Source organism: Shewanella nanhaiensis (genome assembly GCF_019457885.1).
GTDB classification, from domain to species: domain Bacteria; phylum Pseudomonadota; class Gammaproteobacteria; order Enterobacterales; family Shewanellaceae; genus Shewanella; species Shewanella nanhaiensis.
In genome coordinates, this window is record NZ_JAHZST010000005.1 from 249376 (window position 1) to 274980 (window position 25605).

The 25605-nt window shown below is 43.0% G+C and carries 22 protein-coding genes; 16 read left to right on the forward strand and 6 right to left on the reverse strand.

The window, feature by feature from the left end; all coding sequences use genetic code 11:
* Nucleotides 1-84: 84 nt before the first annotated feature.
* Together K0625_RS09440 and K0625_RS09445 are read right to left on the reverse strand one after the other, a co-directional pair.
* Nucleotides 85-744, reverse strand: coding sequence for a YceH family protein (locus K0625_RS09440; RefSeq protein ID WP_220109458.1), 660 nt, complete (start codon nucleotides 742-744; stop codon nucleotides 85-87).
* Nucleotides 745-865: 121 nt separating this feature from the next.
* Nucleotides 866-1705, reverse strand: coding sequence for a CvfB family protein (locus K0625_RS09445; protein ID WP_220109459.1), 840 nt, complete (start codon nucleotides 1703-1705; stop codon nucleotides 866-868).
* 396 nt (nucleotides 1706-2101) lie between these two features.
* Here K0625_RS09445 and speA point away from each other — a divergent pair, with 396 nt between their 5' ends.
* From speA to K0625_RS09485, 8 genes are all read left to right on the forward strand, one after another.
* Nucleotides 2102-4015: a biosynthetic arginine decarboxylase gene (gene speA / locus K0625_RS09450; RefSeq protein ID WP_064791542.1), complete on the forward strand. Its 1914-nt coding sequence runs from the start codon at nucleotides 2102-2104 to the stop codon at nucleotides 4013-4015.
* A 76-nt stretch (nucleotides 4016-4091) separates the two neighbouring features.
* On the forward strand, nucleotides 4092-5021 hold the full coding sequence (locus K0625_RS09455) for an adenosylmethionine decarboxylase (RefSeq protein WP_220109460.1): 930 nt from the start codon (nucleotides 4092-4094) through the stop codon (nucleotides 5019-5021).
* Nucleotides 5022-5050: 29 nt separating this feature from the next.
* The gene (speB, locus tag K0625_RS09460) at nucleotides 5051-5980 is read left to right on the forward strand and encodes an agmatinase (RefSeq protein ID WP_012324688.1); all 930 of its coding nucleotides are present in this window, start codon (nucleotides 5051-5053) and stop codon (nucleotides 5978-5980) included.
* A 43-nt stretch (nucleotides 5981-6023) separates the two neighbouring features.
* On the forward strand, nucleotides 6024-6665 hold the full coding sequence (pdxH, locus tag K0625_RS09465) for a pyridoxamine 5'-phosphate oxidase (protein WP_220109461.1): 642 nt from the start codon (nucleotides 6024-6026) through the stop codon (nucleotides 6663-6665).
* 139 nt (nucleotides 6666-6804) lie between these two features.
* Nucleotides 6805-7380, forward strand: coding sequence for a YceI family protein (locus K0625_RS09470; RefSeq protein WP_220109462.1), 576 nt, complete (start codon nucleotides 6805-6807; stop codon nucleotides 7378-7380).
* A gap of 117 nt (nucleotides 7381-7497) precedes the next feature.
* Nucleotides 7498-7848 carry a DUF3802 family protein gene (locus K0625_RS09475; RefSeq protein ID WP_220109541.1) on the forward strand — a complete coding sequence of 117 codons (351 nt, stop codon included), beginning with the start codon at nucleotides 7498-7500 and terminating at the stop codon, nucleotides 7846-7848.
* A gap of 162 nt (nucleotides 7849-8010) precedes the next feature.
* Nucleotides 8011-8376 carry a SpoIIAA family protein gene (locus K0625_RS09480; RefSeq protein WP_220109463.1) on the forward strand — a complete coding sequence of 122 codons (366 nt, stop codon included), beginning with the start codon at nucleotides 8011-8013 and terminating at the stop codon, nucleotides 8374-8376.
* A gap of 199 nt (nucleotides 8377-8575) precedes the next feature.
* Complete coding sequence (locus K0625_RS09485; RefSeq protein ID WP_220109464.1) at nucleotides 8576-9445, forward strand: putative ATP-dependent zinc protease; 870 nt, start codon at nucleotides 8576-8578, stop codon at nucleotides 9443-9445.
* A 67-nt stretch (nucleotides 9446-9512) separates the two neighbouring features.
* Here K0625_RS09485 and K0625_RS09490 read toward each other — a convergent pair whose 3' ends face one another.
* Nucleotides 9513-12131 (reverse strand): PDC sensor domain-containing protein, encoded by a 2619-nt coding sequence (locus K0625_RS09490; protein WP_220109465.1) that lies wholly within the window; start codon nucleotides 12129-12131, stop codon nucleotides 9513-9515.
* A 346-nt stretch (nucleotides 12132-12477) separates the two neighbouring features.
* On the opposite strand from K0625_RS09490, the gene pheS reads away from it, so the two are divergent.
* From pheS to K0625_RS09515, 5 genes are all read left to right on the forward strand, one after another.
* The gene (gene pheS / locus K0625_RS09495; RefSeq protein WP_012324695.1) at nucleotides 12478-13461 is read left to right on the forward strand and encodes a phenylalanine--tRNA ligase subunit alpha; all 984 of its coding nucleotides are present in this window, start codon (nucleotides 12478-12480) and stop codon (nucleotides 13459-13461) included.
* Nucleotides 13462-13476: 15 nt separating this feature from the next.
* Nucleotides 13477-15864, forward strand: coding sequence for a phenylalanine--tRNA ligase subunit beta (pheT, locus tag K0625_RS09500; protein WP_220109466.1), 2388 nt, complete (start codon nucleotides 13477-13479; stop codon nucleotides 15862-15864).
* A 4-nt stretch (nucleotides 15865-15868) separates the two neighbouring features.
* On the forward strand, nucleotides 15869-16162 hold the full coding sequence (gene ihfA, locus K0625_RS09505; protein WP_012324697.1) for an integration host factor subunit alpha: 294 nt from the start codon (nucleotides 15869-15871) through the stop codon (nucleotides 16160-16162).
* Between the two features lie 81 nt (nucleotides 16163-16243).
* Nucleotides 16244-17179 (forward strand): lauroyl-Kdo(2)-lipid IV(A) myristoyltransferase, encoded by a 936-nt coding sequence (gene lpxM / locus K0625_RS09510; protein ID WP_220109467.1) that lies wholly within the window; start codon nucleotides 16244-16246, stop codon nucleotides 17177-17179.
* A gap of 251 nt (nucleotides 17180-17430) precedes the next feature.
* Nucleotides 17431-18468, forward strand: coding sequence for a YncE family protein (locus K0625_RS09515; protein WP_220109468.1), 1038 nt, complete (start codon nucleotides 17431-17433; stop codon nucleotides 18466-18468).
* An 86-nt stretch (nucleotides 18469-18554) separates the two neighbouring features.
* Here K0625_RS09515 and K0625_RS09520 read toward each other — a convergent pair whose 3' ends face one another.
* Together K0625_RS09520 and K0625_RS09525 are read right to left on the reverse strand one after the other, a co-directional pair.
* Nucleotides 18555-19097 (reverse strand): hypothetical protein, encoded by a 543-nt coding sequence (locus tag K0625_RS09520; RefSeq protein WP_220109469.1) that lies wholly within the window; start codon nucleotides 19095-19097, stop codon nucleotides 18555-18557.
* 266 nt (nucleotides 19098-19363) lie between these two features.
* On the reverse strand, nucleotides 19364-20371 hold the full coding sequence (locus K0625_RS09525; RefSeq protein ID WP_232846997.1) for a DUF2846 domain-containing protein: 1008 nt from the start codon (nucleotides 20369-20371) through the stop codon (nucleotides 19364-19366).
* A gap of 279 nt (nucleotides 20372-20650) precedes the next feature.
* Here K0625_RS09525 and K0625_RS09530 point away from each other — a divergent pair, with 279 nt between their 5' ends.
* From K0625_RS09530 to K0625_RS09540, 3 genes are read left to right on the forward strand one after another with little or no spacing between them, the layout of a single operon-like run.
* Nucleotides 20651-21877 (forward strand): paraquat-inducible protein A, encoded by a 1227-nt coding sequence (locus K0625_RS09530; protein ID WP_220109470.1) that lies wholly within the window; start codon nucleotides 20651-20653, stop codon nucleotides 21875-21877.
* Nucleotides 21855-23507 (forward strand): intermembrane transport protein PqiB, encoded by a 1653-nt coding sequence (gene pqiB, locus K0625_RS09535; protein ID WP_220109471.1) that lies wholly within the window; start codon nucleotides 21855-21857, stop codon nucleotides 23505-23507. The genes K0625_RS09530 and pqiB overlap by 23 nt, the downstream gene beginning before the upstream one ends.
* On the forward strand, nucleotides 23504-24079 hold the full coding sequence (locus K0625_RS09540; protein ID WP_220109472.1) for a PqiC family protein: 576 nt from the start codon (nucleotides 23504-23506) through the stop codon (nucleotides 24077-24079). Before pqiB ends, K0625_RS09540 begins: the two co-directional genes overlap by 4 nt.
* Nucleotides 24080-24125: 46 nt before the next feature.
* Here the strand turns inward: K0625_RS09540 and K0625_RS09545 are convergent, their stop codons facing one another.
* On the reverse strand, nucleotides 24126-25406 hold the full coding sequence (locus K0625_RS09545) for an MFS transporter (RefSeq protein WP_220109473.1): 1281 nt from the start codon (nucleotides 25404-25406) through the stop codon (nucleotides 24126-24128).
* Nucleotides 25407-25605: the final 199 nt, after the last annotated feature.

The following is a 25605-nucleotide window of genomic DNA, read 5'->3' on the forward strand; positions in this document are numbered from 1 at the left end:
TGACCCTAACACCTAAACTAGCGGGTTAATAGCTGCATATCGTAACTTAATATGACGATAACTCACCATCCTACATAACGATTGTTAATCGAGAAGATCTTGTAGTGCTTCTTTGAGCGTCTTAACCTCTAACTCAAGCTGAGATACCCTAAGGGTTAATTCATCCATCTCATCTTGACGCTTACTTGGTGTCTCTCTTTGTGATCTGCTGTGCTCAGTTATAGGGACAGACTCCCCCTTAACTTGATCTGAAATTAACTCTTCGAAACGTGAGTCTCGTCTGCCAGGCTCTTTTGGTAATTGATGTACCAAAACTGGTTCTTTTTGCGCAAGGGCTAATAGTGCATTGTCAACTTCATTAAGGTCGGCAAACTGATGCAGGCGTCCACTGCGACTCTTCAGTTCACCGGGAGTTTGCGGACCTCGTAAGAGTAATAGGCAGATAAGTGCAAATTGTGCTGGTGAGAATTGAAGATCGCTAAACTCAGTATTACAAAACCTGTGTTTGTATTTAGTCACACGGGAGCCAAAACCAGTTTGGTCAGTGACAAGCCGCTTTTTCATTAAAGAGTCGATGGCCGATTGTGTTTCTGACTCTGTCATTGACATCACTGGCTCACGACTTGATTTTTGGTTGCAGGCAAGTGTGAGAGAGTTAAGTGACAAGGGGTATTGATCTGGTGTGGTGATCTCTTTCTCAAGAAGACAACCTATGATCCTAGCTTCGTGAAGCGATAAATTCATGTTTTGAAACCCATAAAAAAAGCATGACTTTGTTATAACAGAGTCATGCTTCTAATCAAAGGAGGGAGTGTGAAGATATCAGTTTACTGCTTGATAACTAGCCTGTTCCCTTTAAATAGAACTAAACTTGATCGACTAAGCGTATTCCATCAGGTGAGATAGTGATCTGTTTTGCCTTATATAAGCCGCCAATGCTCTTCTTGAATGCCTTTTTGCTCATTGATAGCTTGGCATAAATGGTGTCGGCATCGGTCTTATCATTTAATGGAAGATAGCCACCAGCTTGTTTAAGCTTAAACATAATGGTGGTTGAGTGCTTATCAAGCTCCTCTTTAACCCCTTTTTGCAAAATAAGATCTATCTTGTCATCACCACGAACTTGCTTGATGAAGCCCTTAACTCGTTGACCAAAGCTGAGAGAGCGAAACACCTCATTTTTGAAAATAACGCCCCAGTGACTGTGATTGATAATCGCTTTATAACCAAGATCCGTTGTACCACCGATAATCAAGTTAACCTCTTCACCCGCATCGTAGGGAGGCGGTGTTTTGTCGAGAAACTTATCAATTTTTGATGAGGCAACAATGCGCTCATCGGCGCTATTGGTATAGATGTAGACTAAGTAGGAGCGACCCTCTTCAATCTCTCTATGCTGCTCGCCAAAAGGTAGCAACAGATCTTTCTCTAAGCCCCAATCTAGGAAAGCACCATAAGGTCCCGTTGCAACGGCTTTTAAATAGGCAAACTCACCCACTTGAGCGATAGGCTTACGCGTGGTCGCAATAAGCTTATCTTCTGAGTCCAGATAGATAAATACCTCAACTAGATCGCCAAGGTTACACTCTTTTGGCATAAACTTAGTCGGCAATAAAATTTGGCCAAGTTCCTGCCCATCTAAATAAACACCAAACTCAACGGTTTTAACGACTTCAAGTCTGCTGGTTTTGCCTATTTGTATCATGTGATTCTCAATTGCTGACAATGTATCTTCGATTGCGGATTATAGTGGAAAAAGGAGTAATAATCTTGCGATGATTTACCTCTAATTTAGGTATTTGACTAAAAAGAGAGCATTAGCAGCCACTTTTAAAAAATTACATGTTAATGTTTATCTCCGATAATCGAAAACTTAACCTTGAAGATGTGATAATTAGTCTTGCATAATCATCGTTTGGGGTGTTTAATTGCGCCCCCATTTTTATTGGTTTAATGACTGTTGCCTCAACCTATTACTTAGGTTGAAATTGAGACGAAATGAGTTTAGAAAGACTCAAAGGCACCGTTTTTGTCTTGGTCTAAATCGATGTGATCATTGATAAGTTGGTCACACACTTATGGCTACTATAGGTTTAATGATATGAGTAATTGGTCTATTAATGATGCCCGCACAGGGTATAACGTTAATTATTGGAGTCAGGGACTCTACGGCATCAGTGATGAAGGTGAAGCAACTGTATCACCAGATCCAACTCGACCTGAGTGCAGTATAGGGCTCAACGAACTGGCAAAAGATATGGTTAAGTCAGGGGTTAACCTGCCTGTGCTGGTACGTTTCCCACAGATATTACACCACAGGGTGAATAGTCTGTGCCAAGCATTCAACCAAGCGATACAGAAGTATCAATATCAAGCCGACTACCTGTTAGTTTACCCGATTAAAGTCAATCAGCAGCAAACGGTTGTTGAGGAGATCTTGGCCAGTCAGGTCGAGAAAGAGGTGCCTCAATTAGGATTAGAGGCGGGCAGTAAGCCTGAGCTAATGGCTGTATTGGCCATGGCTCAAAAAGCCAGTTCAGTGATCATCTGCAACGGTTATAAAGATATCGAATATATCCGTTTGGCATTGATCGGTGAAAAACTGGGTCATAAAGTCTATATCGTGCTCGAGAAACTCTCTGAGTTAAAAACGGTATTAGAGGAATCAAAAAAGCTGGGCGTGACTCCACGTCTGGGTTTACGCGTACGCCTTGCGTTTCAAGGTAAAGGAAAGTGGCAAGCCAGTGGTGGTGAGAAGTCTAAATTTGGCTTGTCAGCCTCTCAGGTATTGACGGTAATTGAGTCGCTTAAGAGCGAAGAGATGCTTGATTCACTCCAGTTACTGCATTTTCACTTAGGCTCTCAAATTGCCAACATTCGTGATATTCGCCAGGGCGTGAGTGAAGCGGGTCGTTTTTACTGTGAGCTGCAAAAGCTAGGTGCGAACGTAAAGTGTTTTGATGTGGGTGGTGGCTTAGCTGTCGATTATGATGGCACCCGTAGCCAGAGCTCTAGTTCCATGAATTATGGCTTAACGGAATATGCGAACAATATCGTTAGTGTATTGACCGATATCTGTAATGAGTATGAGCAGCCGATGCCGAGAATTATCTCTGAATCAGGCCGCTATTTGACTGCGCATCACGCAGTGTTAATAACAGATGTGATTGGTACTGAAGCTTATAAGCCTGAAGATATTCAGCCGCCAGCTGAAGATGCCCCTCAGTTACTGCATAACATGTGGCACTCTTGGAATGAGATCAGTGGCAGAGCAGATCAACGAGCATTGATTGAGATCTACCATGACTGCCAGAGCGATCTGACCGAGGTACACTCTCTGTTCGCTTTAGGACAGCTATCACTGACTGACAGAGCATGGGCAGAGCAGGTGAACTTAAGGGTTTGTCATGAGCTGCAAGGCGTCATGAGCAGTAAGTACCGCTTCCATCGTCCGATCATCGATGAGTTGACAGAAAAGTTAGCCGACAAGTTCTTTGTTAACTTCTCACTGTTCCAATCTCTTCCAGATGCGTGGGGGATCGATCAGGTGTTCCCGATCATGCCACTTTCTGGTCTGGACAAAGCGCCAGAGCGCCGTGCTGTGATGTTAGACATCACCTGTGACTCAGACGGTACGATTGATCAATATGTTGATGGTCAAGGCATTGAAACAACACTGCCTGTTCCAGCTTGGAGCGCAGAGAGCCCCTATTTGATAGGTTTCTTCCTTGTGGGTGCATATCAAGAGATCTTAGGTGATATGCATAACCTATTTGGTGATACTAACTCTGCTGTGATCCGTCTCGATGATGATGGCCGAACCAATATTGAATCAGTATTGGCTGGTGATACCGTCGCGGATGTGCTTAGGTACGTTAACTTAGATGCCGTTTCATTTATGCGTACCTATGAGGAGCTAGTGAATAAGCATATTCAGGAAGATGAGAGAGCGAATATACTCGAAGAGCTGCAGTTGGGCTTAAAAGGGTATACCTATCTTGAAGATTTCTCATAAGCTGCCATGAACGCTTAGCTTATTTGTATCAAGTTAGATCAGGCCCCTAGGGGCCTGATATTGGGTAAGCCTACAGATGTTTTTTGAAGGGTCAGAAAAAAGAGTCGAGGTGCTAGTATCACCCGCAACTTGTTCATTACGTCTTCTCGATGAGCAGTTTTGGAGCGATGTGGTGGCCTGCGCTGACGCAGAAATACTCTCCAAGATGAGTAATGAGTGTTGTGATGCGTACCTGCTGAGTGAGTCTTGCCTGTTCGTGTGGGATGATAAGTTTTTGATGTTGACCTGCGGAACGACAACCTTAGTGGATGGCGTGATCTTTTTCGTCGATAAACTGGGTGAGTCTGCGATAGCCTCTGTGAGTTATCAGCGTAAGAGTGAATATCTCTCTCATCTGCAAACCAGCAATTTTGGGGAAGATCTGTCACGACTCAGAACAAAATTGTCCGGTTCAGCATACCGGGTGGGTCATCTAGATACTCATCATCACTATATTTTCACCTCAGCTCCTCAAACTCAGCCACTGAAGGTCAAATCCAACAGTGAACTTTTGATGTACCATATCAAGGGCGAGGTGGCTGACTATCTTAGGAGCGATGCACAGAGCTGTGAAGGGATCCGTGAGTTGCTTGAACTGGAGAACTTATTTCCAGACTTTCGCTTCGATGACCATCTTTTTACCCCTTTTGGTTACTCGATAAATGGCTTATGGGAGGATAAGTATATGACGATCCATATTACCCCCCAGGAGCAAAGCTCATACGTGAGCATAGAAACAAATTTGCACTTTGAACTCTATCCGTTCAATATATTCTCCGCATTGTTGAATAAATTAAACCCACAAAGCTGGGATGTGATTGGATTTAACCGCCAGGTTATAACGGATGGATTTCCCCCTTTTGTATCGGTAGCCAGTTGTGCTCTGCCGATCAATAACAATGAAACAGTACAGTTCAACCAGTATCAACAGCTAAATAGTGAGTTGTTGCAGCCTGAACTGTTGTAAGTTTAACTTTATAATATTACGGAGGTTTTATGACCACAATTGCTGACAAGCCCGATTACTCTCTTTATTCCAATGCATTTGGTTATTTAAGACAGCCATTAGATTTCAATCCTTTAAAGAGTGATGCCGACGTGGTGGTTTTAGGTTTGCCTTTTGATATGGCAACCACTGGACGCTCTGGTGGCCGTATGGGACCTGGCGCAATACGTCAGGCTTCGGTAAATCTTGCTTGGGAAGAGACGCGCTGGCCATGGAACTTCAAATTAAGTGATCATCTTAGTATTGTTGATGCGGGCGATCTGGTTTATGACTGTGGTGATTCAGCTGATTTTACCCAGAGAGTTGAAGATTTCGCGACCGCGATTTTGGCCTCAGGTAAGGCGATGCTCAGCTTCGGTGGCGACCACTTTGTTACGTTACCCCTGCTTCGTGCTCACTATAAGACTCACGGAAAGATGGCGTTACTGCACTTTGACGCCCACACAGACACATACAGCCAAGGAAGTAAATATGATCATGGCACCATGTTCTTCCATGCCCCTAATGAAGGTATTATCGATGCTGACCACTCTATTCAGATAGGAATACGTACTGAGTATAATCGAGATGATCATGCTTTTAAGGTCATTGATGCTGCGACTGCGAACGATCTTAGTGCTGATGAGATAGTGGCTCAAATTATTGAACGTATTGGCGATCTTCCTCTATATATCACGTTCGATATTGACTGTTTAGATCCCGCTTTTGCGCCAGGTACTGGCACCCCAGTTTGCGGCGGCATTACCAGCGATAAAGCGATGAAAATTATTCGTGGTTTAGCAGGTGTGAATGTTGTGGGTATGGATGTGGTTGAAGTTGCGCCTGCTTATGATAATGCTGAAATTACAGCGTTAGCCGGTGCAACACTAGGGCTTGAGATGCTGCACGTATGGGCTGAATCAAACAAACGTAATAAATAACCTGAGTTAAGCTGTTGCTCCCATGGATAGAGGATAAAGATAGATGTCAAAGCTGAGTGATATCAGACGAGAGTATTCATTAGGTGATCTCCACAGAGATGCTTTGCCTGATGAACCTATGAGTTTATTCTCTAAATGGATGGAGGAAGCGAGGGACTCTGAGTTATTGAGCGATCCCACCGCCATGTCCATTGCAACAGTGGATGAGAATGGGCAACCCTTTCAACGTATTGTGTTATTGAAGCGATTTAGTGAAGAGGGGTTTGTTTTTTTCACTAATCTTGAGAGCCGTAAGTCGCAGCAGATAGCCCATAACTCAAAAGTGAGCTTACTGTTCCCTTGGCACTCTTTGGAGCGCCAAGTGGCGATAACCGGTGAAGCAGAAGCTTTGTCGACGGCTGATGTGATGAAGTATTTTATCACTAGACCGAAAGAGAGTCAGATAGCCGCTTGGGTATCACAGCAATCGAGTAAAATTTCAGCAAGGCAAGTGCTTGAAACTAAGTATGCCGAGATGAAGGCGAAGTTTAATAAAGGTGAAGTACCCCTGCCTAAATTTTGGGGGGGTTATCTCGTCAAACCATCGAGTATGGAGTTTTGGCAAGGTGGGGAGCGCAGACTTCATGATCGCTTTCTCTATGATAAAGGGCTGTCGGGCTGGGATATCTCTCGCTTAGCGCCGTAAAGACTATTAAAAGGGACTGTGAATACAGTCCCTTTTTTATTGGGATGAAAACAAGCTCAATTAATTCATTCTCATTTACATTCTCCGTGTTTGATTCATATACTGTGTTGACTATTTCTGAATCTATTTAGGAACTGATATGAAACGAACATTGATAGCCCTAGTTTTTGGGACTGTAAGCTTTATGACGTCGGCAGCTCCATGGACCATCGATAATCAGAGCTCTGAGATCAATTTTATTACCACAAAAAAGGTGAATGTTTCTGAGGTACATGAGTTTAAACAGTTTGCAGGCAGTCTAAATGAGAAAGGGGAGTTTACACTCTCGGTCGAGTTGGCAAGCGTTTGGACCAACATAGAGATCCGTGATACGCGCATGAGAGAGATCTTGTTTGAGGTGGAGTCATTTCCTAAGTTGGAACTTAAGGCGAAAGTTTCACCTGGCATATTAACCAAGATGTCGGTTGGCTCTCGCAGTGAGATGCAGCTTAATGCCGAACTCTCTTTCCATGGTAAAGAGCAAATGGTGCCTATGAGAGTGAGTGTGGTTAAGCTGAGCGAAAAAGAGGTACTAGTGCTCAGTAGTCAGCCTGTGATTATTAATGCTGAGCAATTTGGCCTCTCTACTGGAGTTGAGAAGCTTCGTGAAATTGCTGGGCTGACCTCTATCGGTCATTCAGTGCCAGTATCTTTTATATTAAACTTAACCCGTTAGCGTTTTTCGGTTGTAATAACCATTAAATGGTATTAAAAGTTAAAAAAAGGACAATTAAACTGGCTAATGAGCATGGCATCAACCATGCTCTTAATGAGTAGTAGCATAGAGGTAAAGATGGTTACCGATAAAGATGGATATACGCACCTAATTCAATTTCTCACTGAGCATTTGTCACTCTTTGAAGGCAAGCATGATGAGTCATTGACTGATGATACCGTTTTAGAGCTGTTTGAAGAGCAGCTTGCTGCACAGATCATTATGGTGTGTGGACAAAATCCATCCTTAAACTTTGCACAGAGAAATAAAGTGATTAGGGAGGTAGATGCTATCGTTTATGATCTTGAAGAGATATTAGCAAGCGTCGCTCATCAAAAAGTCACACCTGAGCAGGTTTCATTTATCACAGAGTTTTCAGGTTTAATTAAAAACCTGTTTGATCAAGAGATTGCTAAACTACTGGTTTAGTAAGCAGTCATTTTTTTTGACTATTGCATTTAGGTCTACTCTATATGACATCTAAGCCTTTTAGCGAGCCAAGCGGCAATAGATCCACTCCTCGAGGTGAAAATGATGTCAGGCTAATCTACCCTTTTCACGATGACTATTTTTTTGAGCAAGGAGCGCGCTATGCTTGAACTGTTAAATGGTTTTGACCATGACACAGTTGCCATTAGAGCAACAGGTGTTGTGACAGGTAAAGATTATGATCAGCAACTAATGCCTGTTATTGAAGATAAGCTGAAAGATCATGCCAGCATCAAACTGTGGTATGAGTTTGACGATAAGTTTGAAGGAGTGACTGTAGGCACGCTTTGGGATGATGCAAAAATAGGTCTGTTTCACCTGAATGATTTTTACCGTGTAGCGATTATCACTGACAGTCAGTTGGTCGCAGGTATGGCAAATACCTTAGCTTATATGATCCCATGCCCTGTTAAAGTTTTTGCGCGAAGTGAGGCTTCTGAAGCCACACACTGGATGAAAGAGTCCTAATCTGTTATCCCCTTGTGAGTTCATTCAACACAGAACTCATTAATGACCTTGCTTTAAAAGTGCTAAATTCTTGCCTAGCAATTACAGCTTGGTAGTGATTGGTATTAATTTTATAAAGAAAATTTAATCTGCCGACTCTGTGTCGGCATTTTTATTTGTTTGTTAGTATGGTGGCACGTAATTCAAAGAAGGAACCGAAATGGTTAAAATTATTGGCTTTTGTATTTTATTTATGACGACAGCTGCGTGGGCTGGAGATAAAGCCATTATAGGTCCTACGGCCCATATGTTCGTGACTGAAACGGGCTTAAATTTCGAAGCAAGAATTGACACTGGCGCTGGAAATACCTCTCTGCATGCTTATGATCTTGAAGTGGAAGGTGGCAGTGCTAAGAAGATGAAAGATAACGTGGGCAAAATGCTCATGTTCACCACTGAAAATGCAGCGGGTGAAAAGAAACGTTTAAAGGGAAAGATTGTTAAAACATCAACGGTAAGTAACTCTCAAGGGCGTGAGACACGTTATATGGTTGAGCTCCATGTTGGTGATAAAGGTGCTGAGCGAAAGGTGAAAGTGAACCTAAGGGATCGCAGCCACATGGATTATAAGCTGTTGATAGGGCGTAACTGGTTAAAAGGTAAGTATATCGTCGATGTTTCAGATAAGAAGCTAATTGGTCCTGTGGCCCCAATTAGTATTGTTGAAACTGGACTTATGTTTAAAACACGTATCGATACTGGCGCGGTTGAAAACTCTCTTCATGCTGTGGATCTTCACGTCGAGGGTGGCGTTGATGATATGGAGAAAAATCTAGGTAAAACCTTAAGTTTCACCACAGAAAATGAGAAGGGAGAGGCAAAGCGCGTCCATGCCATGATTGTTGAAACATCCCTTATTCGTAACGCTCAGGGCAGTGAAGTACGATATATGGTGGAGTTAACCATAGGTGAGAAAGGTCAGGAATATAAAGTTAAGGTCAATCTCAGAGACAGAAGCAAGATGAGTAACAAGTTACTCATCGGACGTAACTGGCTTCAAGGTCATTACTTAGTGGATGTTTCAATTTAACTCATCAAGAGCTATTTCTCTTAAATAAAAAAGATGCTGCGGCATCTTTTTTATTGGGACTGCTAGGCTAGGGCTTTTTAGCGAAGTGACAGATAGTGCGCATATACTGATTACTTTTAGCTTCAAGGATGATCTGCCCACTAAATTGAGCTTTTAACCATCCATTGAGTCTCGACAGACTGCGTTGGCTGTTGCTTGAAAGGAGTTGCTCATTAAGTTGAGTCAGTTTTTCTGGGCTTACTCCTATGCCGTTATCTTCGACAGTAATGATGATCGTTTCGCTCTCCTGTGTCGCTCTTATGACGATGTTGCAACCAGAGCGCTTATCAATAAAGGCATGATTAAGGCTGTTATTAACAATAGAGTAGAGCAGGAGTAGCAGATCCCAAGAGGGAAGGTTGACGATAATATTTTCATCGCATTCTAGCTCAAGGTTAATATTCTCCTCTATTAATTTAGTCTCAAATACTGCCAGAAAATGGCTAAGAAACTGAGATAGATTAATCGCTTTGACGGCTTCGTTTTTGCTCAAAAGTATCTGCTGGAAATGCCTTAATGTGTCAGTATTGTGAGTCAGCAGCGCTAGCATAGTATCGAGTTTGGTTTCCGCTTCCTGTTGATTTTGGCACATCTGAGCCACGAGATGATCTTGCTCTATCATCTGTCTTTTAATAAGGGCTGAAAACATTGCCGGAAATAGTAGGTAAACATTGGAGTCCATGTGTCTTTGCTGCTGAGCGCCTAAATTTTCATGCTCTATTTGGTTAATGACCTCTTTTTGTTGAGTAATTCTTTGTTGAGCCTGTTTAATCTGCAAACTTAATTCTGAGAGCTCATTGGTCAGTTGCAGATTATTGTCGTGCAGCTCCTGGGTGATAACTTTTTGAGAGCTGATGTCGAATGCCATATTACCCATTGAGATGGTCTCACCTTCATCGTTAACAATGGGGAATTTCGTTATCTGATAAAGGGTTTCTCCATGGGAGGAGGGGAAGGCTTGTTCAAAGCTCTGGGGTTCTTGGGCGTCTAAAGTAACCCTATCGTGTTTCAGTATTAACTCTGCAATGTGAGGAGGAAAAAGCTGCAGATCTTTCTTGCCTAAAATCGCATGTCTTTCAATGCCAATAACTTCACAAAACCTGTCATTGACTAAGGTGTATGAACCTTGAAGATCTTTAATAAAGATGAGGTTATGAGAGGCGTTGAGTAATGAGTTAAGTTGAGTTTTGCGTAACTTTAACTCATTTTGTGCCAGTTGCTGGACGGCAAGTTGCTCCTCTAAGGCTAAATTACTGGCATCTAAACTGGCAAATGCGACTTCAAGCTGATGGTTGCGAAATACAAATGCTTGCGCTAGTTGTCCTACTTCATCTTTGCGCTTGGCAGCTTCAAGTTCGAGTTTAGCCACTTGATTCTCTTTTAAGGCAAAAACCATGCTTGATATTGGTCGAATAAAGAGTCTGTGTTGCAAGATAAAGAGCAGCAGCAGGCCGAAAAACTGCATCACAACTAGATAGAAGCCGATCCGTGCAGCAATATTATTGGCTTCCTCATTAATCGAATCCAGTGGAGTGACTAAAATGATTTTCCAGTAGGTACTGGGCATCAAGAAGATGGATACCAATGATGCTTGATTATTTTGCTCGTTTGGGCTGAGTTTGAATGAAGCGATAAGCTCTGCAGTATTGAGGGTTTTACTGGCGTTGAGGTTTATCAAGGCTGCAAGTTTATCCCTTTGATCTACTGGAGTGCTCTGCAATAGAGAGCTCAGCTGCTTCTGACTAAAAACTGGGTGTTGTTGGGCGCGCTGAATTAACTCCTCATCTACCTCAAGTAGTTTTTGGTTGATGATTGCCAGGTTTTGCTTGTGTTTAGCCAATTGGGAGAGTGGTTTAAATAGTGAGTTTGGCTCAATAAGTTGTGGGGATAGATGTTCATCGGGGAAGGCGATCACCTTATTGAGATGATCTAGAGCAAAAATATAGCCTTTATTTTCAGTTTTCTCATTGACAGCTTCATTAAAGAAGTGAGCTAAGCCTGAAAGGGTGATATCTATCGTGGCTACACCAAGAAATTGATGCTCTGACCACATAGGAACCGAGGCGGTTAACATGGTCTCTTTGGTGTAGGTGTCAATATAGGCTTGGGACCACAGTGCGGTATTTTGGGGGTAAAAGCGTATCGGTTTGTACCAGCTCTCTTCATGATAATCTGGGCCAATTTGACTATTGTACCCCTCTATCTGTTGCAGTTCTAAATCTTTGTTTCTGGACCAAAAAAAACTATCTCTTTGTTTATCATGGCTGAATGCTACGGGTTCTGGCCAGAGTCCACCGCCAGAGATAAGCTGATGTTTACCGTCAGTATTAAGTAAAGCCGGTATTGAGTCCTGTAACACTTGAGTATTGTTACTGTAGATCTGACCCAGTGAGGCGATAGAGCTGGCTAAACTCTCTATTTTCGTGGTGGTCTGCTCTAAGGTTGCGACAAAGGCTAAACCTTGATTTTGGCTAAGTACTATCTGAGTCTCCAGATGATGACTTTTTTCGATAGTAAATATTAGCCAAACACTGGAGATGATGATGAGCGATGCGATGATAAATTGAATAAAAGAGAATTTGATCGGTAAACTGTCACGCCAGCGTAGGACCTTTATGGGGGAATGAGTTGGACTAGAGTTACCCATAGCTAGCGTTAATCCTTAAATAGCTTATTAATTATTTTGAAACAATGCGATTAAACTGTTCTTTAAGCGCTTGTTTTAGCTCTTTTACATTTGATATTACGCTGCAGACCGTGATATCGCGAGCGATTTTTACCTTTTTGCCACCTCTTATTAACAAGTGGCTTGGTAATTATGAGAGTTGAATAATTGAACATCTTGATAAAATAACAGTTTAGCAAATAAAACAGTAAATTCCCGCTGGTCAAAAGCTTCCATGTCACGTAAAATTTGAGTCTTTTTCTATTTTCACAAAGAAATTAGCTAGCACTAAAAGCAATGGCCTGAGGGCCGCGCATTGGAAGAGATGATGTCACAGTTAACAGAGATCGTAGAACAGGCTTTAGCCGCCATTGAAGGGACGGATGATCTAAAAGCCCTTGATGAAATTCGTGTCGATTACCTAGGTAAGAAAGGTAAAATCACTGACATGATGAAGATGATGGGCAAGCTTAGTCCTGCCGAAAAACCAGCGTTTGGACAAGCGGTTAATCAGGCGAAACAGGCGGTTCAAAAGCACCTGTCTGAGCGTGTAGAGGGGCTAAAAGCTGCCGAACTGCAAGCGACTCTTGCCGCTGAAAGCATAGATGTCACGCTGCCGGGTCGTCGTATCGACAATGGTGGTTTGCACCCTGTGACACGTACCATTGAACGAATTGAAACTTTTTTCGGTGAACTTGGCTTTAGTGTCAAAGAGGGACCGGAGATCGAAGATGACTTCCATAACTTCGATGCGCTTAATATTTCAGAGCACCATCCAGCTCGTGCCGATCATGACACCTTTTATTTTAACCCTAAGGTGATGCTACGTACCCAAACTTCTGGTGTACAGATCCGCACGATGGAAAATGAAAAGCCGCCATTGCGTATTATCTCTCCAGGCCGTGTGTATCGTAACGATTACGATCAAACACACACACCTATGTTCCACCAGGTTGAAGGTCTGTTGGTTGCTGAAAACGTGAACTTTGCAGAGTTGAAAGGTATTTTGCACGATTTCCTACGCAACTTTTTTGAAGAAGATCTGCAGGTGCGTTTCCGTCCATCATATTTCCCGTTTACAGAGCCATCAGCTGAAGTGGATGTGATGGGGAAAAATGGTAAATGGTTAGAAGTACTAGGTTGTGGCATGGTTCACCCGAATGTACTTCGTAGTGTTGGTATTGATCCTGAGAAATATTCTGGATTTGCTTTTGGTATGGGCGTTGAACGTCTCTCTATGTTGCGCTATGGCGTTAACGATCTACGTTCATTCTTTGAAAATGACCTACGTTTTCTCAAGCAATTTAAATAACGGAGCTGTATTAGCATGAAATTTAGTGAATCTTGGCTTCGTGAGTGGGTCAATCCAAACATTAGCCGTGACGAGTTGTCACATCAAATTACGATGGCTGGCCTAGAGGTCGATGGCGTAGATGGCGTTGCCGGTGAGTTTTCTGGCGTTATCGTTGGTGAAGTTGTTGAGTGCGGTCAACATCCTGATGCGGATAAATTACGCGTGACTAAGATCAATGTCGGTCAAGATGAATTAATCGACATTGTCTGTGGTGCATCTAACTGTCGCCTTGGCATCAAAGTGGCTGTTGCCATGGTTGGTGCTGTACTGCCGGGTAATTTTAAGATTAAGAAAGCCAAGCTGCGCGGTGAGCCATCTTTTGGCATGCTTTGCTCTTATGGTGAGTTAGGTATCGATATTGAAAGTGATGGTATTTTAGAGCTGCCATCAGATGCTCCTCTTGGTACCGATCTTCGTGAGTACTTAAGTCTTGATGATGCCGTTATCGACGTTGATCTTACGGCTAACCGTGCCGATTGTCTTGGTATGGCTGGACTTGCCCGTGAAGTGGGTGTACTTAATCGCCAAGCAGTAACAGAGCCGACATGGGAAGCTGTTGTCCCCTCTATTGATGACAGTGTTCAGGTTGATCTTCAGGCGCCAGCATCATGTGCTCGCTATTTAGGCCGAGTTGTAAAGAGCGTCAATGTGAAGGCGGAAACTCCACTTTGGATGCAGGAAAAACTGCGTCGTAGTGGCATTCGCTCTATCGATCCTATTGTTGATATTACCAATTACGTATTGATTGAGTTTGGTCAGCCGATGCATGCCTTTGATCTTGCAAAACTTGAGGGTGACATTCAAGTACGTATGGGAAATGGTGCTGAGAAGCTCACACTGCTCGATGGTAACGAGATCACGGTTCCTGCTGACAGTTTAGTCATTAGTGACGCAAAGAAGCCTCTAGCGCTCGCTGGCGTGTTTGGCGGTGAATTCTCTGGTGTTGGTGCTGAAACTCAAGATATTATGCTGGAATGTGCCTATTTTGCGCCACTTGCTATTTTGGGAAAAACTCGCCGTTTAGGTCTGCATACTGATTCATCGCATCGTTTTGAGCGTGGTGTTGATCCTGAGCTGCAACATAAAGTGATGGATCGTGCGACGCGTCTAGTGCTTGATATATGTGGTGGTGAAGCGGGTCCTGTCTGTGAAGCTAAATCAGAAGAGAATCTGCCTAAGCCTGTTGAGATCACACTGCGCCGCAGTAAATTAGACCGTATTTTAGGCCATCATATCAGCGATGACGAAGTGACTGAAATTCTTCAGCGCCTAGGTTTCAATGTCGTGGTTGGCGAAGGTCAGTGGGAAGTAGTAACAGCAACTTACCGTTTTGATATGGCTATCGAAGAGGATCTGATTGAAGAGGTGGCTCGTATCTATGGATATAACAATATCCCTAACACGGCGCCCATCGCTTCTTTGAGCATGCCTGATCATAAAGAATCAGATATCAGCTTAAAGCGAGTTCGTAGCATGTTAGTGTCTCGTGGTTTCCAAGAAGCGATCACCTACAGCTTCGTCGATCCTAAGATGCAGGCACTGGTTCATCCTGAGCAAGAAGCGATGATTTTGCCAAATCCTATCTCAGTTGAGATGTCGGCAATGCGCCTATCAACATTAACTGGTCTGTTGAGTGCGGTAGGCTATAACCAGAGTCGTCAGCAGAATCGTGTTCGACTTTTTGAATCTGGATTACGCTTTGTTCCAGACGAAAATGCTGATTCTGGCGTGCGTCAGCAGGCGATGCTAGGTGCGGTTATTTCCGGTGCTCAAAACGACGAACATTGGTCAATGGAGTCAAAAACTGTCGACTTTTTCGACCTTAAGGGTGATCTTGAGGCAATTCTCGGCTTGACAGTATCCGACGAAGAATTTACTTTTAGATCAGCAGCGCACCCAGCGTTACATCCGGGGCAATGTGCTGAAATATTAAGGAATGATAGAGTAATCGGTGTTATTGGTGCAGTACATCCTAGTTTAGAGAAGCCTTTCGGACTCAATGGTAAAACAATTGTTTTTGAACTTGAATTAGATGCTTTGTTGCATGCACGTCTTCCGCTAGCCCAGACTGTATCTAAGTTTCCTGCCAATCGTCGAGACATAGCCATCTTAGTTGATGAGGAAGTTTTCGCCGGTGATGTTGTAAAAATGATAAGAAAAGTTGGCCAAAATCAGTTGGTTGGCATAAACTTATTTGACGTATACCAGGGTAAAGGTGTTGAGCCGGGCCAAAAAAGCCTAGCGATTGCACTTACATTACAAGACAACACTCGTACACTTGAAGAGAAGGAGATAGCTGAGATGGTTGATTCAGTTGTTGACGCTCTTAAGACCGAGTTCAACGCATTGTTGAGGGATTAAAAGTATGGCACTTACCAAAGCCGAAATGGCAGAGCATCTTTTTGAAACACTTGGAATTAACAAGCGTGTGGCTAAGGAGATGGTAGAGGCATTTTTCGAAGAAATTCGTCAAGCACTCGAAAGTGGTGAGCAGGTCAAGTTATCTGGCTTTGGCAACTTTGACCTTAGAGATAAGAATCAAAGACCGGGAAGGAACCCGAAAACAGGCGAAGATATTCCAATCTCTGCGCGCCGAGTAGTAACGTTCCGACCTGGACAGAAGCTGAAGAGCCGAGTCGAAGAGGCTAACGCTAAGTAAGAACGACTAACGTTAGTTAAATGTTAAGGCCACTCTAGGAGTGGCTTTTTCAGTTTGTTTATATCGTCAGAGGTTAGTTTTTTGTCGAGAAAACCTAAGTATTTTAATCGAAGTTTTCATGCTTCCTTGCTGCACCCTAAATATTGGCTAACCTGGGTAGGGATCCTAATCTTAGTGATTTTTGGTCTTATGCCTGCTTGGTTTCGCGACCCTTTAGCCAGACTTTTAGCTAAGTTGGTGATGAAAATAGCAAAAAAACCACTATCCGTTGCCCGTGTTAATTTAACGACCTGTTTTCCAGATAAGTCTAGCGATGAAATTGAGGCATTAATTAAAGATAATGTCGAAAATTTTGTGATGATCTTACTTGCCCAATCTGAGCTGTTAGTGCGCTCTAAAGCGAATATTATTCGTCGAGTAAACCTGCATGGTTTCGAACATGTCACCCGTGCTCGTGAAGCTGGACAGCCTGTTATTTTTATCATGCCCCATGTTTGGGGAATTGAGTATGCAGGCTTAAGGTTGAATCTGGAACTGTCCATGGTGTCTATGGCGAAAGCCCATCGTAATGGCTTATTTAACTGGTTTAATAACCGGATGCGAAGTAGCCAAGGTGGTAATATCTATATGCGTGAGGCGGGAATAAGAGCGTTACTCTCAGAGCTGAAAAATGATAATAGTTTCTTCTACTTGCCCGATGAAGATCTTGGTCCCGATAAGAGTGTATTTGCACCATTTTTGGGAACGGTGAAAGCAACCTTGCCCGTTGTTGGACGTTTAGCACAAGCTGGAAATGCGCAAGTTTTACCGGTAAAGATAGGCTATGACCAAACATCTCGCCGTTATGAGCTAACTGTCATGCCTGCTATCTCTCCCGATGAGATGCAGGGAAAAGAGAATGAGGCAATAGCGCTGAATAGGGCGGTAGAGCAGGTGATTCAAGCCTACCCTGAGCAGTACATGTGGTTCCTCAAGGTGTTGAAGACTCGACCCGAAGGTGAGTCACCTCTTTACTAGGTTTTCATTGAAAAGGTGAGTTTAGCTAACGCTGACTCACCTTTTTTATATCCGTGAAAGTGTTCTAATCTCAAGTATGTAACCCTTAAGTATTAATTCTTTTGTTTTAATTTTATCTAAACCTGCAGTTTAACTAGATTTTTTATCAATCTGTGACACTTCCGTGATAACTCCCCCCTATTTTGATGGTGCTCCTCTGTGTTTGAGTTGGAGCCAAAGCACAAATAACATAAATGGAATGGGGAAATGATATGAAGGTTAAATCTCTTTTACTCTCAGTAATATTATTCAGTGGAGTGGGTGTTGTAGCTAGTACAGGGGCGTCATACACAGAGATGGAGCAGGGAAAAGTCGCTGTTGCTAATCGCGCTTCGGGTTCAGTTTCAATCATTAATGCTCAGACTGACACCGTCGTTAGCACATTGCAGTTGCCTGCCTCTAACGCAACGCCAGAGCCTATGTATGTCGTTTATAAAGAGAATCGTCTTTATGTAGGGGATAGAGCCAATAATCGCATTGTTGTTTATGACAGTTTTGGCTTCAATCTACTCACTACAATCCAGGCGGGACAGGGTGTATTTCATATGTGGGCAGCAAAAAATGCTCAAATGCTGCTTGTAAACAATGATATAGATAAAACTGTTACTGTTATTGATACCAATTCATTAAGTGTATTAAATACGCTTTCTTTACCGGCAGATCTAATAGAGCAAGGCTTTAAACCCCATGATGTGTTTGTTTCTGACAATGGCAGATCAGCTTTTGTGAGTTTAGTTGGTGGAGGGAGCAGTGATGACTATGTGGTCAAACTATCGATTAAGCATAACCGTGAGCTTGCCCGCAAGAAAGTGGGGGGAGATCCGCATCTATTTATCTCTCCACTGAAGCGTAAAACCCTCTATGTGCCTTCTCAAGAGAGTGGTACTGTATTGGCGTTAAATACCAAAAACCTTGCAACCCGTTACCAATTTGATGTGCCCAATGCTCATGGGATATTCGCTCAAGATCGCCGTCTCTACGTCACCAACATTGCAGATGGTGGTTCACAAGGACTCTATACCATAGATGCAAAAAGAGGGCATATTATCGACACGGATAACGCGCCTTATGGTGCACCGCATAATATCACTGTGACCGCGAGTGGGAAAAAAATCTATGTGACTCACTCTGGCGCAACTCAAAATAAGGTGAGCGTGTTTGAAACCGTTCCTGGGATAGCATTACCTAGCTTCTCTACTGAAGTGACCGTTGAGGGCAATCCATTTGGCTTGGCTTATATTCCTCATTAAGTTAGCGTCAGCTTTTTTCTAGTCGAAAACTGATGGCGCTTAGCTTGAGTTGCTTTGCGCCATCTATTGAGTTATCGGCTCAACTGCTACTGCTTAGCGGCTCTTGGGTACTGTTCAATTAACTTCTGTATATTGGTCTTCAATACACTCTCCATACTGCCACCGAAGGCACCGACTGAGAGATCGCTCTCCGCTATAGCGTGAAATTTTACCTCTTGTGTCTTGGGATCGGTTACTTTTAGCACTGAGTCTACAGAGCCTTTACCTGCGCCAAAACCACCAAAGTAGCGTGCAGCCCTGTTACCGTAAACTAGGTCAATATCAAGGTCGACGGCTAAAGTTGTGTCTTTATTGTCTAAGGTGTCGACTAAAGTGTACTCGCTTTTTTCAACGTAGTTTTTTAGCTCTGTACGGGCAAAACCTTCCCATTCAACCATCTTTAGTTGCAGCTCTTCATTAGTTTTTGCCGCTTCCTCCTGTGAGTGGATATCAACCTTACCTAAATAGATATTCTTATATTGATGTAGATCACTTGAGCTTTTTTCTGTTCTAACATGTGCTGCGCCACAGGCTGTTAAAAAAGTGAGCATCAAAGAGAGAGACAAGAGACGTGTGATTATTTTTTTCATTTTAGCTTCCTAGCTTAATTTTATTGAAACAGTAGAAAAACCTTCTACATTGCTCAGTTTCTGCCGCTGTGGAGTTTCAGGCAAAAGACTGACGGGTGAAGATAAACCTATTGGGGCTTGATAACAAGAGTGAGTGTTATTAAAAGGTTGCAACGGGGTTGGTTTGATGCTCTTTTGAGCTGTAAGACCAATCATTATAAGAAATTAATGCCAACACACTCCTTACAGAACAACCCACTTATAAAAGTGGGTTGTAATAAAAAATGTTAAAGAATATGCTGATTATTAAGCTCTCTGGTGCTTATTTCACCAGCATCGATCTTCTTAAACTGTTTATATAGATACTCACGTGCTAGATCTGCGCGTTGTTTAAATTCAGCTTGGTTTATGACATCGTTATCCAGTTTCATTAACCTTGCTTCAGCCTTCCACCTCTTGATGATTTTAACCTCTTTTACCGGATCGATAGGTAAAATTTGTACATGTGCCTGATTCCAGCCCATATCGACATCAAACTCTGCCAGGTACTCTTTACCCGCTTCTACATTAGCTTCAAGTACAGAGTAACGTTCAGAGAGCGCAACAAAAGTATGCTTTCCTGGCTTTACTCGAACTTGAAAGTAGGTGCCGCTTCGAGTGCTGCCAACATAGCCCTCTTCAGACCAGATATCGAAGGGGACTTCACCAATTAAGGTTTCCATACGGTAGAAATTAATGACAGCGGTTTCATCATCAGGGCTAATGGGCTCAATTGCAGGTTTCATGACAGGGAAGCCCAATAATGCAGGGTTTGCTAACAAGTTATCGTAGGCATCATTCTTTCTTACTTCTCCAATATCTTTGGCTTTTTTCGTTTGCATCACCATAGAAGCGCCTAGATCATATTCAAGCTCCTTCATCTCTCCAGTTGTGTAATCAACTGACATAAAAAGGGTTTGGGCAGGTTTGTTATCGACTTTAGCATAAGCAAAGCCAGCTAAGCCTTGAACAAGATGAATGGAGTTTATCCCTGACTTTAATTTTAATAGTGTATGGGTGCCGTTGCCGAGATCTGCGACAACTTTATCATTGGCTGCAAGCCAGGCGCCACGGGCTCCACCTTGAAATTTAGAGCCCCTGACAACATAGACAAAGGTTTCATCTTGAGTTGGGGTCGCTTCTGGTTTGAACTGGCTAACAAGATCTGGGTCGACCTTGTAAGTTGTTGAACATGCAGTGCTGAGCAGTACAGTGGCAAGCGCGACAAAACGAGCTGCATTGAGCTTTATTTTCATGATTTTTATTCCCTTAAAAAGTTCAAACAAAAGTACGACACGGGCGCCAAACTGTCAACAAAGTTGTAACATAGGTTTTGGCTGTTTTGTAGGCTAATTATCTTAAGGTGGAGCTAGGGGCGGGATATATCGCTACTGGACTAAGGGTGAGCAAAATGTTGACTAACAGTTGCGAACTTGTCATTCTCAACTTCACTTAATTCATTCTTTACATATTTCTGCTTTATCAAAAGCTTTATCAGTTTCCCGCAGTTATCTTAATTAGGTTTATTTAATTTTATGATAATTAAGAACATAGAATCAGATGTTTCGGGTGAAAAGGAAGTTTGCCATGAGTGTGACCTTAATGTTGTTATTCCTAGTTTAAGGGTAAATCAAAAAGCAGTTTGCCCCCGTTGTGGCTATCTGTTATCGGCTAAACGCGCAAACTCCCTAGAGCGCATTTTAGCGCTCTCGATCACCGCATTAATATTTTTAATAGCATCAACACTATTTGATTTTATCTCTTTTAAATCAAGTGGTTTGGAAAATAATATTAAGATGTTGGACAGTGTCGGTATTTTGATCGACAGCGGTTATACCGCACTTGCCATTATTGAGCTTGTTACCGTATTTTTTATTCCTGCTTTTGTATTACTTAGTTTGATCTATCTGCTCTCTTTTCTCATTAATGGACGCTATCCGTGGAAAGGGCATCGGCTTATGGGGATCATATTCAAACTGATCCCCTGGAATATGGTTGAGATATTTTTGGTGGGCACCTTGGTGAGCCTAATTAAGATAATCTCACTTGCGGATATTATTTTAGGCCCCTCATTTTTCGCTTTTATTCTGTTTTCGGTTTCCATGACTGCTGCTCTGCTGCATATCGATAGGCGCTATCTATTTCAGGTTTTAGGTTCGAGATATGCAGAGAATACTAAAGTATCAACATCAACATCAGTGAAGCAGGAGGAGCCTGCAATTAACGAGAGTCTTGTTCATCATGTGGACCCTAGCTTATCTATCCAGAAAACTTGGGCCTTAATTATCACCTCTATCTTGCTCTATATCCCAGCGAATACACTGCCAATTATGAATACTCGATTGTTGGGGCAAGACGATCCTAGCACCATCATTGGAGGGGTGATTTTATTGTGGCATCACGGCTCTTATCCTATTGCTATGGTGATCTTTGTTGCCAGCATCATGGTGCCAATAGCCAAGATATTGGTGCTTATCTGGTTAAATTACAGTGTGCAAACCAACTCGATGAAACTCGAACATCAAAGGATCATACTTTATCGCATCGCTGAGTTTGTTGGCCGCTGGTCCATGATTGATATCTTTGTGGTGATTATCTTGGCAAGCCTAGTCCAGTTAGGAAACACCATGAGTATTGTTCCTGGGGCTGCGACTTTCGCTTTTTCTGGTGTTGTGGTTGTCACCATGTTGGCAGCAATGAGTTTTGAACCGAAATTAATTTATAACTATAAGAGTGCTTATGAAAACAGATCAACAAGTTGATGCAGACGTTAAGCAAGTAAGAGGCATTTCTGCTATCTGGTTTGTGCCCATCGTTGCCTTGCTAATTGGTGGTTGGATGGTCTATTACCATTGGAGCAATCAAGGTCCAGTGGTGACGCTCTTTTTTGAGTCTGCTGAGGGGATGGAGGCGGGTAAAACCAAGATTAAGTCTCGACATGTGAATATCGGTGAAGTGGAAAGCATTACCCTTAATGATGCTGGCGATGGGGTGACGGTGACGGCAAGGCTTGCTAAAAACAGCGAGAAGATGCTGGTAGAGGACAGCAACTTCTGGATTGTGACACCCAAAATATCCCTTTCAGGGGTTTCAGGTTTAGATACATTGATCTCGGGTGTTTATATTGAGATTGCACCGGGAAAATCTGATGAGCCTATGGATGAGTTTACCGCACTAGATTCTGCCCCTATCACGCCAATAGGAACGCCAGGGTTACATATTACCCTTAATAGTGATGAGGAGTTTGCCTACTCAAAGGGAGATCCGATCATCTATAAAGGGCTAACGGTAGGTCAGATTGAGGATGTTTACTTTAATATCGATGAGCGGGTTGTTTATTACAACGCCTTTATTAAATCTCCTTACCATGAGTTAGTGACAAGCAATACTCGCTTTTGGGATGTGAGTGGACTGACAGTGGATCTCAACGCTGAGGGGATATCGGTTAAAACGGGTAATGTGGAAACCATGTTAACCAATGGCGTCACCTTCGATGTTCCAGATGGTATGCCGCTAGGTGACAAGATCACCGAGCGGGATTATTTCGATATTTTCAATGACTATCAAAGTGCCAGTAATGCACGGTATAAACATTCACTCCAGTATGTGGTGTTTGTCAGCGACAGTATCAGAGGGCTAAATGTGGGAGCCCCAGTCGAATATCGTGGTGTACTGATAGGCCAAGTTGCCTCGGTGAATTTAGCCACGGCAGATCCTAATGTGATGTATAACGAAGCGATCCGCATTCCTGTGCTAATAAGCTTACATCCAGGGCGAGTCGGGCTACCAGATAATGAGCAGGGCATTAACTTGATGAATGAGCAGAATATGCACTGGGTGAAGAGCGGTCTGCGAGCCAGTTTAAAAACTGGAAACTTACTGACTGGTAGTTTGTTCGTTGAATTACAACACTATGATATGCCCGCCATTGACCATATTGAAACCTATGAAGGTTACGCTGTTATTCCTACGGTGAAAGATGAGTTCTCTCAAATTGCGGGTAAGTTAGGGCAGTTTGTCGATAAGTTGAACCAGCTGCCGCTGGACGAGATAGCTGGAAATGCGAACGGTACTTTGGTTAATGCCTCTGTGTTACTCAAAGATCTGCAAGGCACCAATCAGAGCCTAGATAAGCTGCTTATCAGTGCAGATCAGCAGGAGCTCATTAGAGAGTTAAGGCTCACGTTGGAAAATATCTCCTTATTGACTCAAGATTTTTCAGAAGGTTCAGAAGGTTACGAGGAGTTGGAGGAAGCGATGAAGAGTATCTCCGATGTAATGTATGAGCTTAAACCTCTGCTTGAGCAGTTAAAACACCAGCCAAATGGGCTTATCTTTGATTCTGGTACAAAGAATTATGAACCGAAAAAACATTCAGGGGCTAATCAATGATAATTAAAAACATTATCCCAATCACGCTTCTCGCCTTGAGTCCCTTTTTAGGGGGATGCAGTGCAAGTTCTGAGTCAGATATGACCAGTTATTATATGTTGAATAATCCAGCCTCCTCTGGTGTAGCCCAAGTGGATCACAGTAAGGATAAAGTTAAACAGAGGGTGTTACTGTCATTGGAAGTAGCTGATTATCTGAGTTCTCCCTATCTGGTGATGCAGATGGATGCGCATAAAATTCACTATGCTACGTTTCATATGTGGGCTGAGCCATTAACGGATAGTATTTTTAATTTGCTGTTGCATGATCTTAATGCCATGAGTGAAACAGAGGTATTTGTGCCTGCATTAAGAGGAGATCAAGAGTCACAGCAAGCTCATATGAGTGTGTCGATAGATTATTTTCATGTGACCAGCCAATCTAAAGTGATTCTGTCTGGTAGCTATGAGCATCAGGGTAGCTACAGGGACTTCTCTTTTGAAATGACCATGCAAGAGGATGGTTATTCACACTCCGTGGCCTTGATGAGAGCGCTGATACAAAAACTGGCCAAGCAGATAAGTTCAACTTGATTGGACAATATGAGCTGCGGCGTGACACCAAAGGTTTACCGCCTGGCTAATTCACTTTTATCTGCTCAAAATCAGGTCGAGGTAAGCGCTCTAAAATACTGTAGAGGTAGATGACGAACACAGAGAGAGCCGCACCAGTCATAAATAACCAATAGCCCCCGAAGTGGTCGAGTATGATACCGCCGCCAAGGGGGGCAAAAGCAAAGCCAAATTCATAAAAAGAAGCGGCCCCGAAATAAGCGCCTCGAAGATGGTCTGGCGCTAAACGGTCGATATGTACATTCATGGTTGGAAACAGAATTGTCTCGGCTAAGCTCATCACGATCACAGCACCAATCCAGCCCCAAAAGAGATCGATAGGGTTAATCGCTAACCAGACTTGCGAGACAATCAGCAATAGTAAGCCAAACTGGATCCGTTTGATTAAGCTATGGCGAGCCATCATTTTTAATAGTAAAAACTGGGTGGAGATGATCACTAAGGCATTGGTGAATATCATCGCAGAGATGAGTTCAAGTAGGTTTGGTGCCTCAGAGCGGGTTAAGTATTGGATTAATGAACTGTCCATCTGAGCATAGATAAACATGCAGAGTACATTAGCCAAGATCAGGCATTGCAGTAGTTTATCTTCCAGTAAGATGGTCATCATGATCTTGCGGGTAACCACAGGTGCTTTGGTTTTTTTGATATTAGTTCGTTGCGTCTTTTGGCTATCGCTACTTTCTGTTTTGCTCTTATCTCTGGTTTGATCCTTAAATCCCCAATAGAGCAGCACGAGCAGTAAGGCAAAGGCTACTGCGGTAATGTAAAAGCTCGATTGCTCGCCTGTAAGGCCTAGCCAGACTCCCAGTAGAGGGCCAACAGCGCAGCCTACATTTACGATGAAGTAGAGCGACTGCATCGCCAATTCGCGGGTTTTGGGATCTGTGATGATGTCACCAATTGCTGCTGAGGTGAGTGGGCGCCACAAAGAGGTGGCAATTGAGCACAGTGTCATCACCACCACATAGCCGCTGACTGTATCAACCTCCGCCAGCAACGAAAATGAGATGATGTAGAGAACACCAGTTAAGTACATCAGCTGGTGGCGACCAATTCGGTCAGATAAAGAGCTACCGATAAAGCTGGTAAAAACCGATATAATGGCAGCGCTGGATAAAATAAGTCCAACCTGTGTGGCTGATAAGGCAAACCTCTCATATAAGATCACCGCTAAAAATGGCCAGACCATATAATAGCTACCGCGGGTGATAAAGGAGCCAAACAGAAAGATCCACATTAAGCGTGGGAACTGCTTAAACCTGCTAAGAGAAACGTCACTGTTCACAAAGGAGCCTTAAAAATATCGGGAAATGAGTAAAAGGCGGGAGTTATTCATCATACTGAAATTAGAAAGTGAAGTTAACTAGTTATTTCTAATCGATTTATTCGCAGTAATACCACAGCCATCAATCAAGCTACTCTATCGCACTGCGGCGCTTTAAACAATTACATAAATGTAACAAGTGTTCTTGCTAGCACTAAAA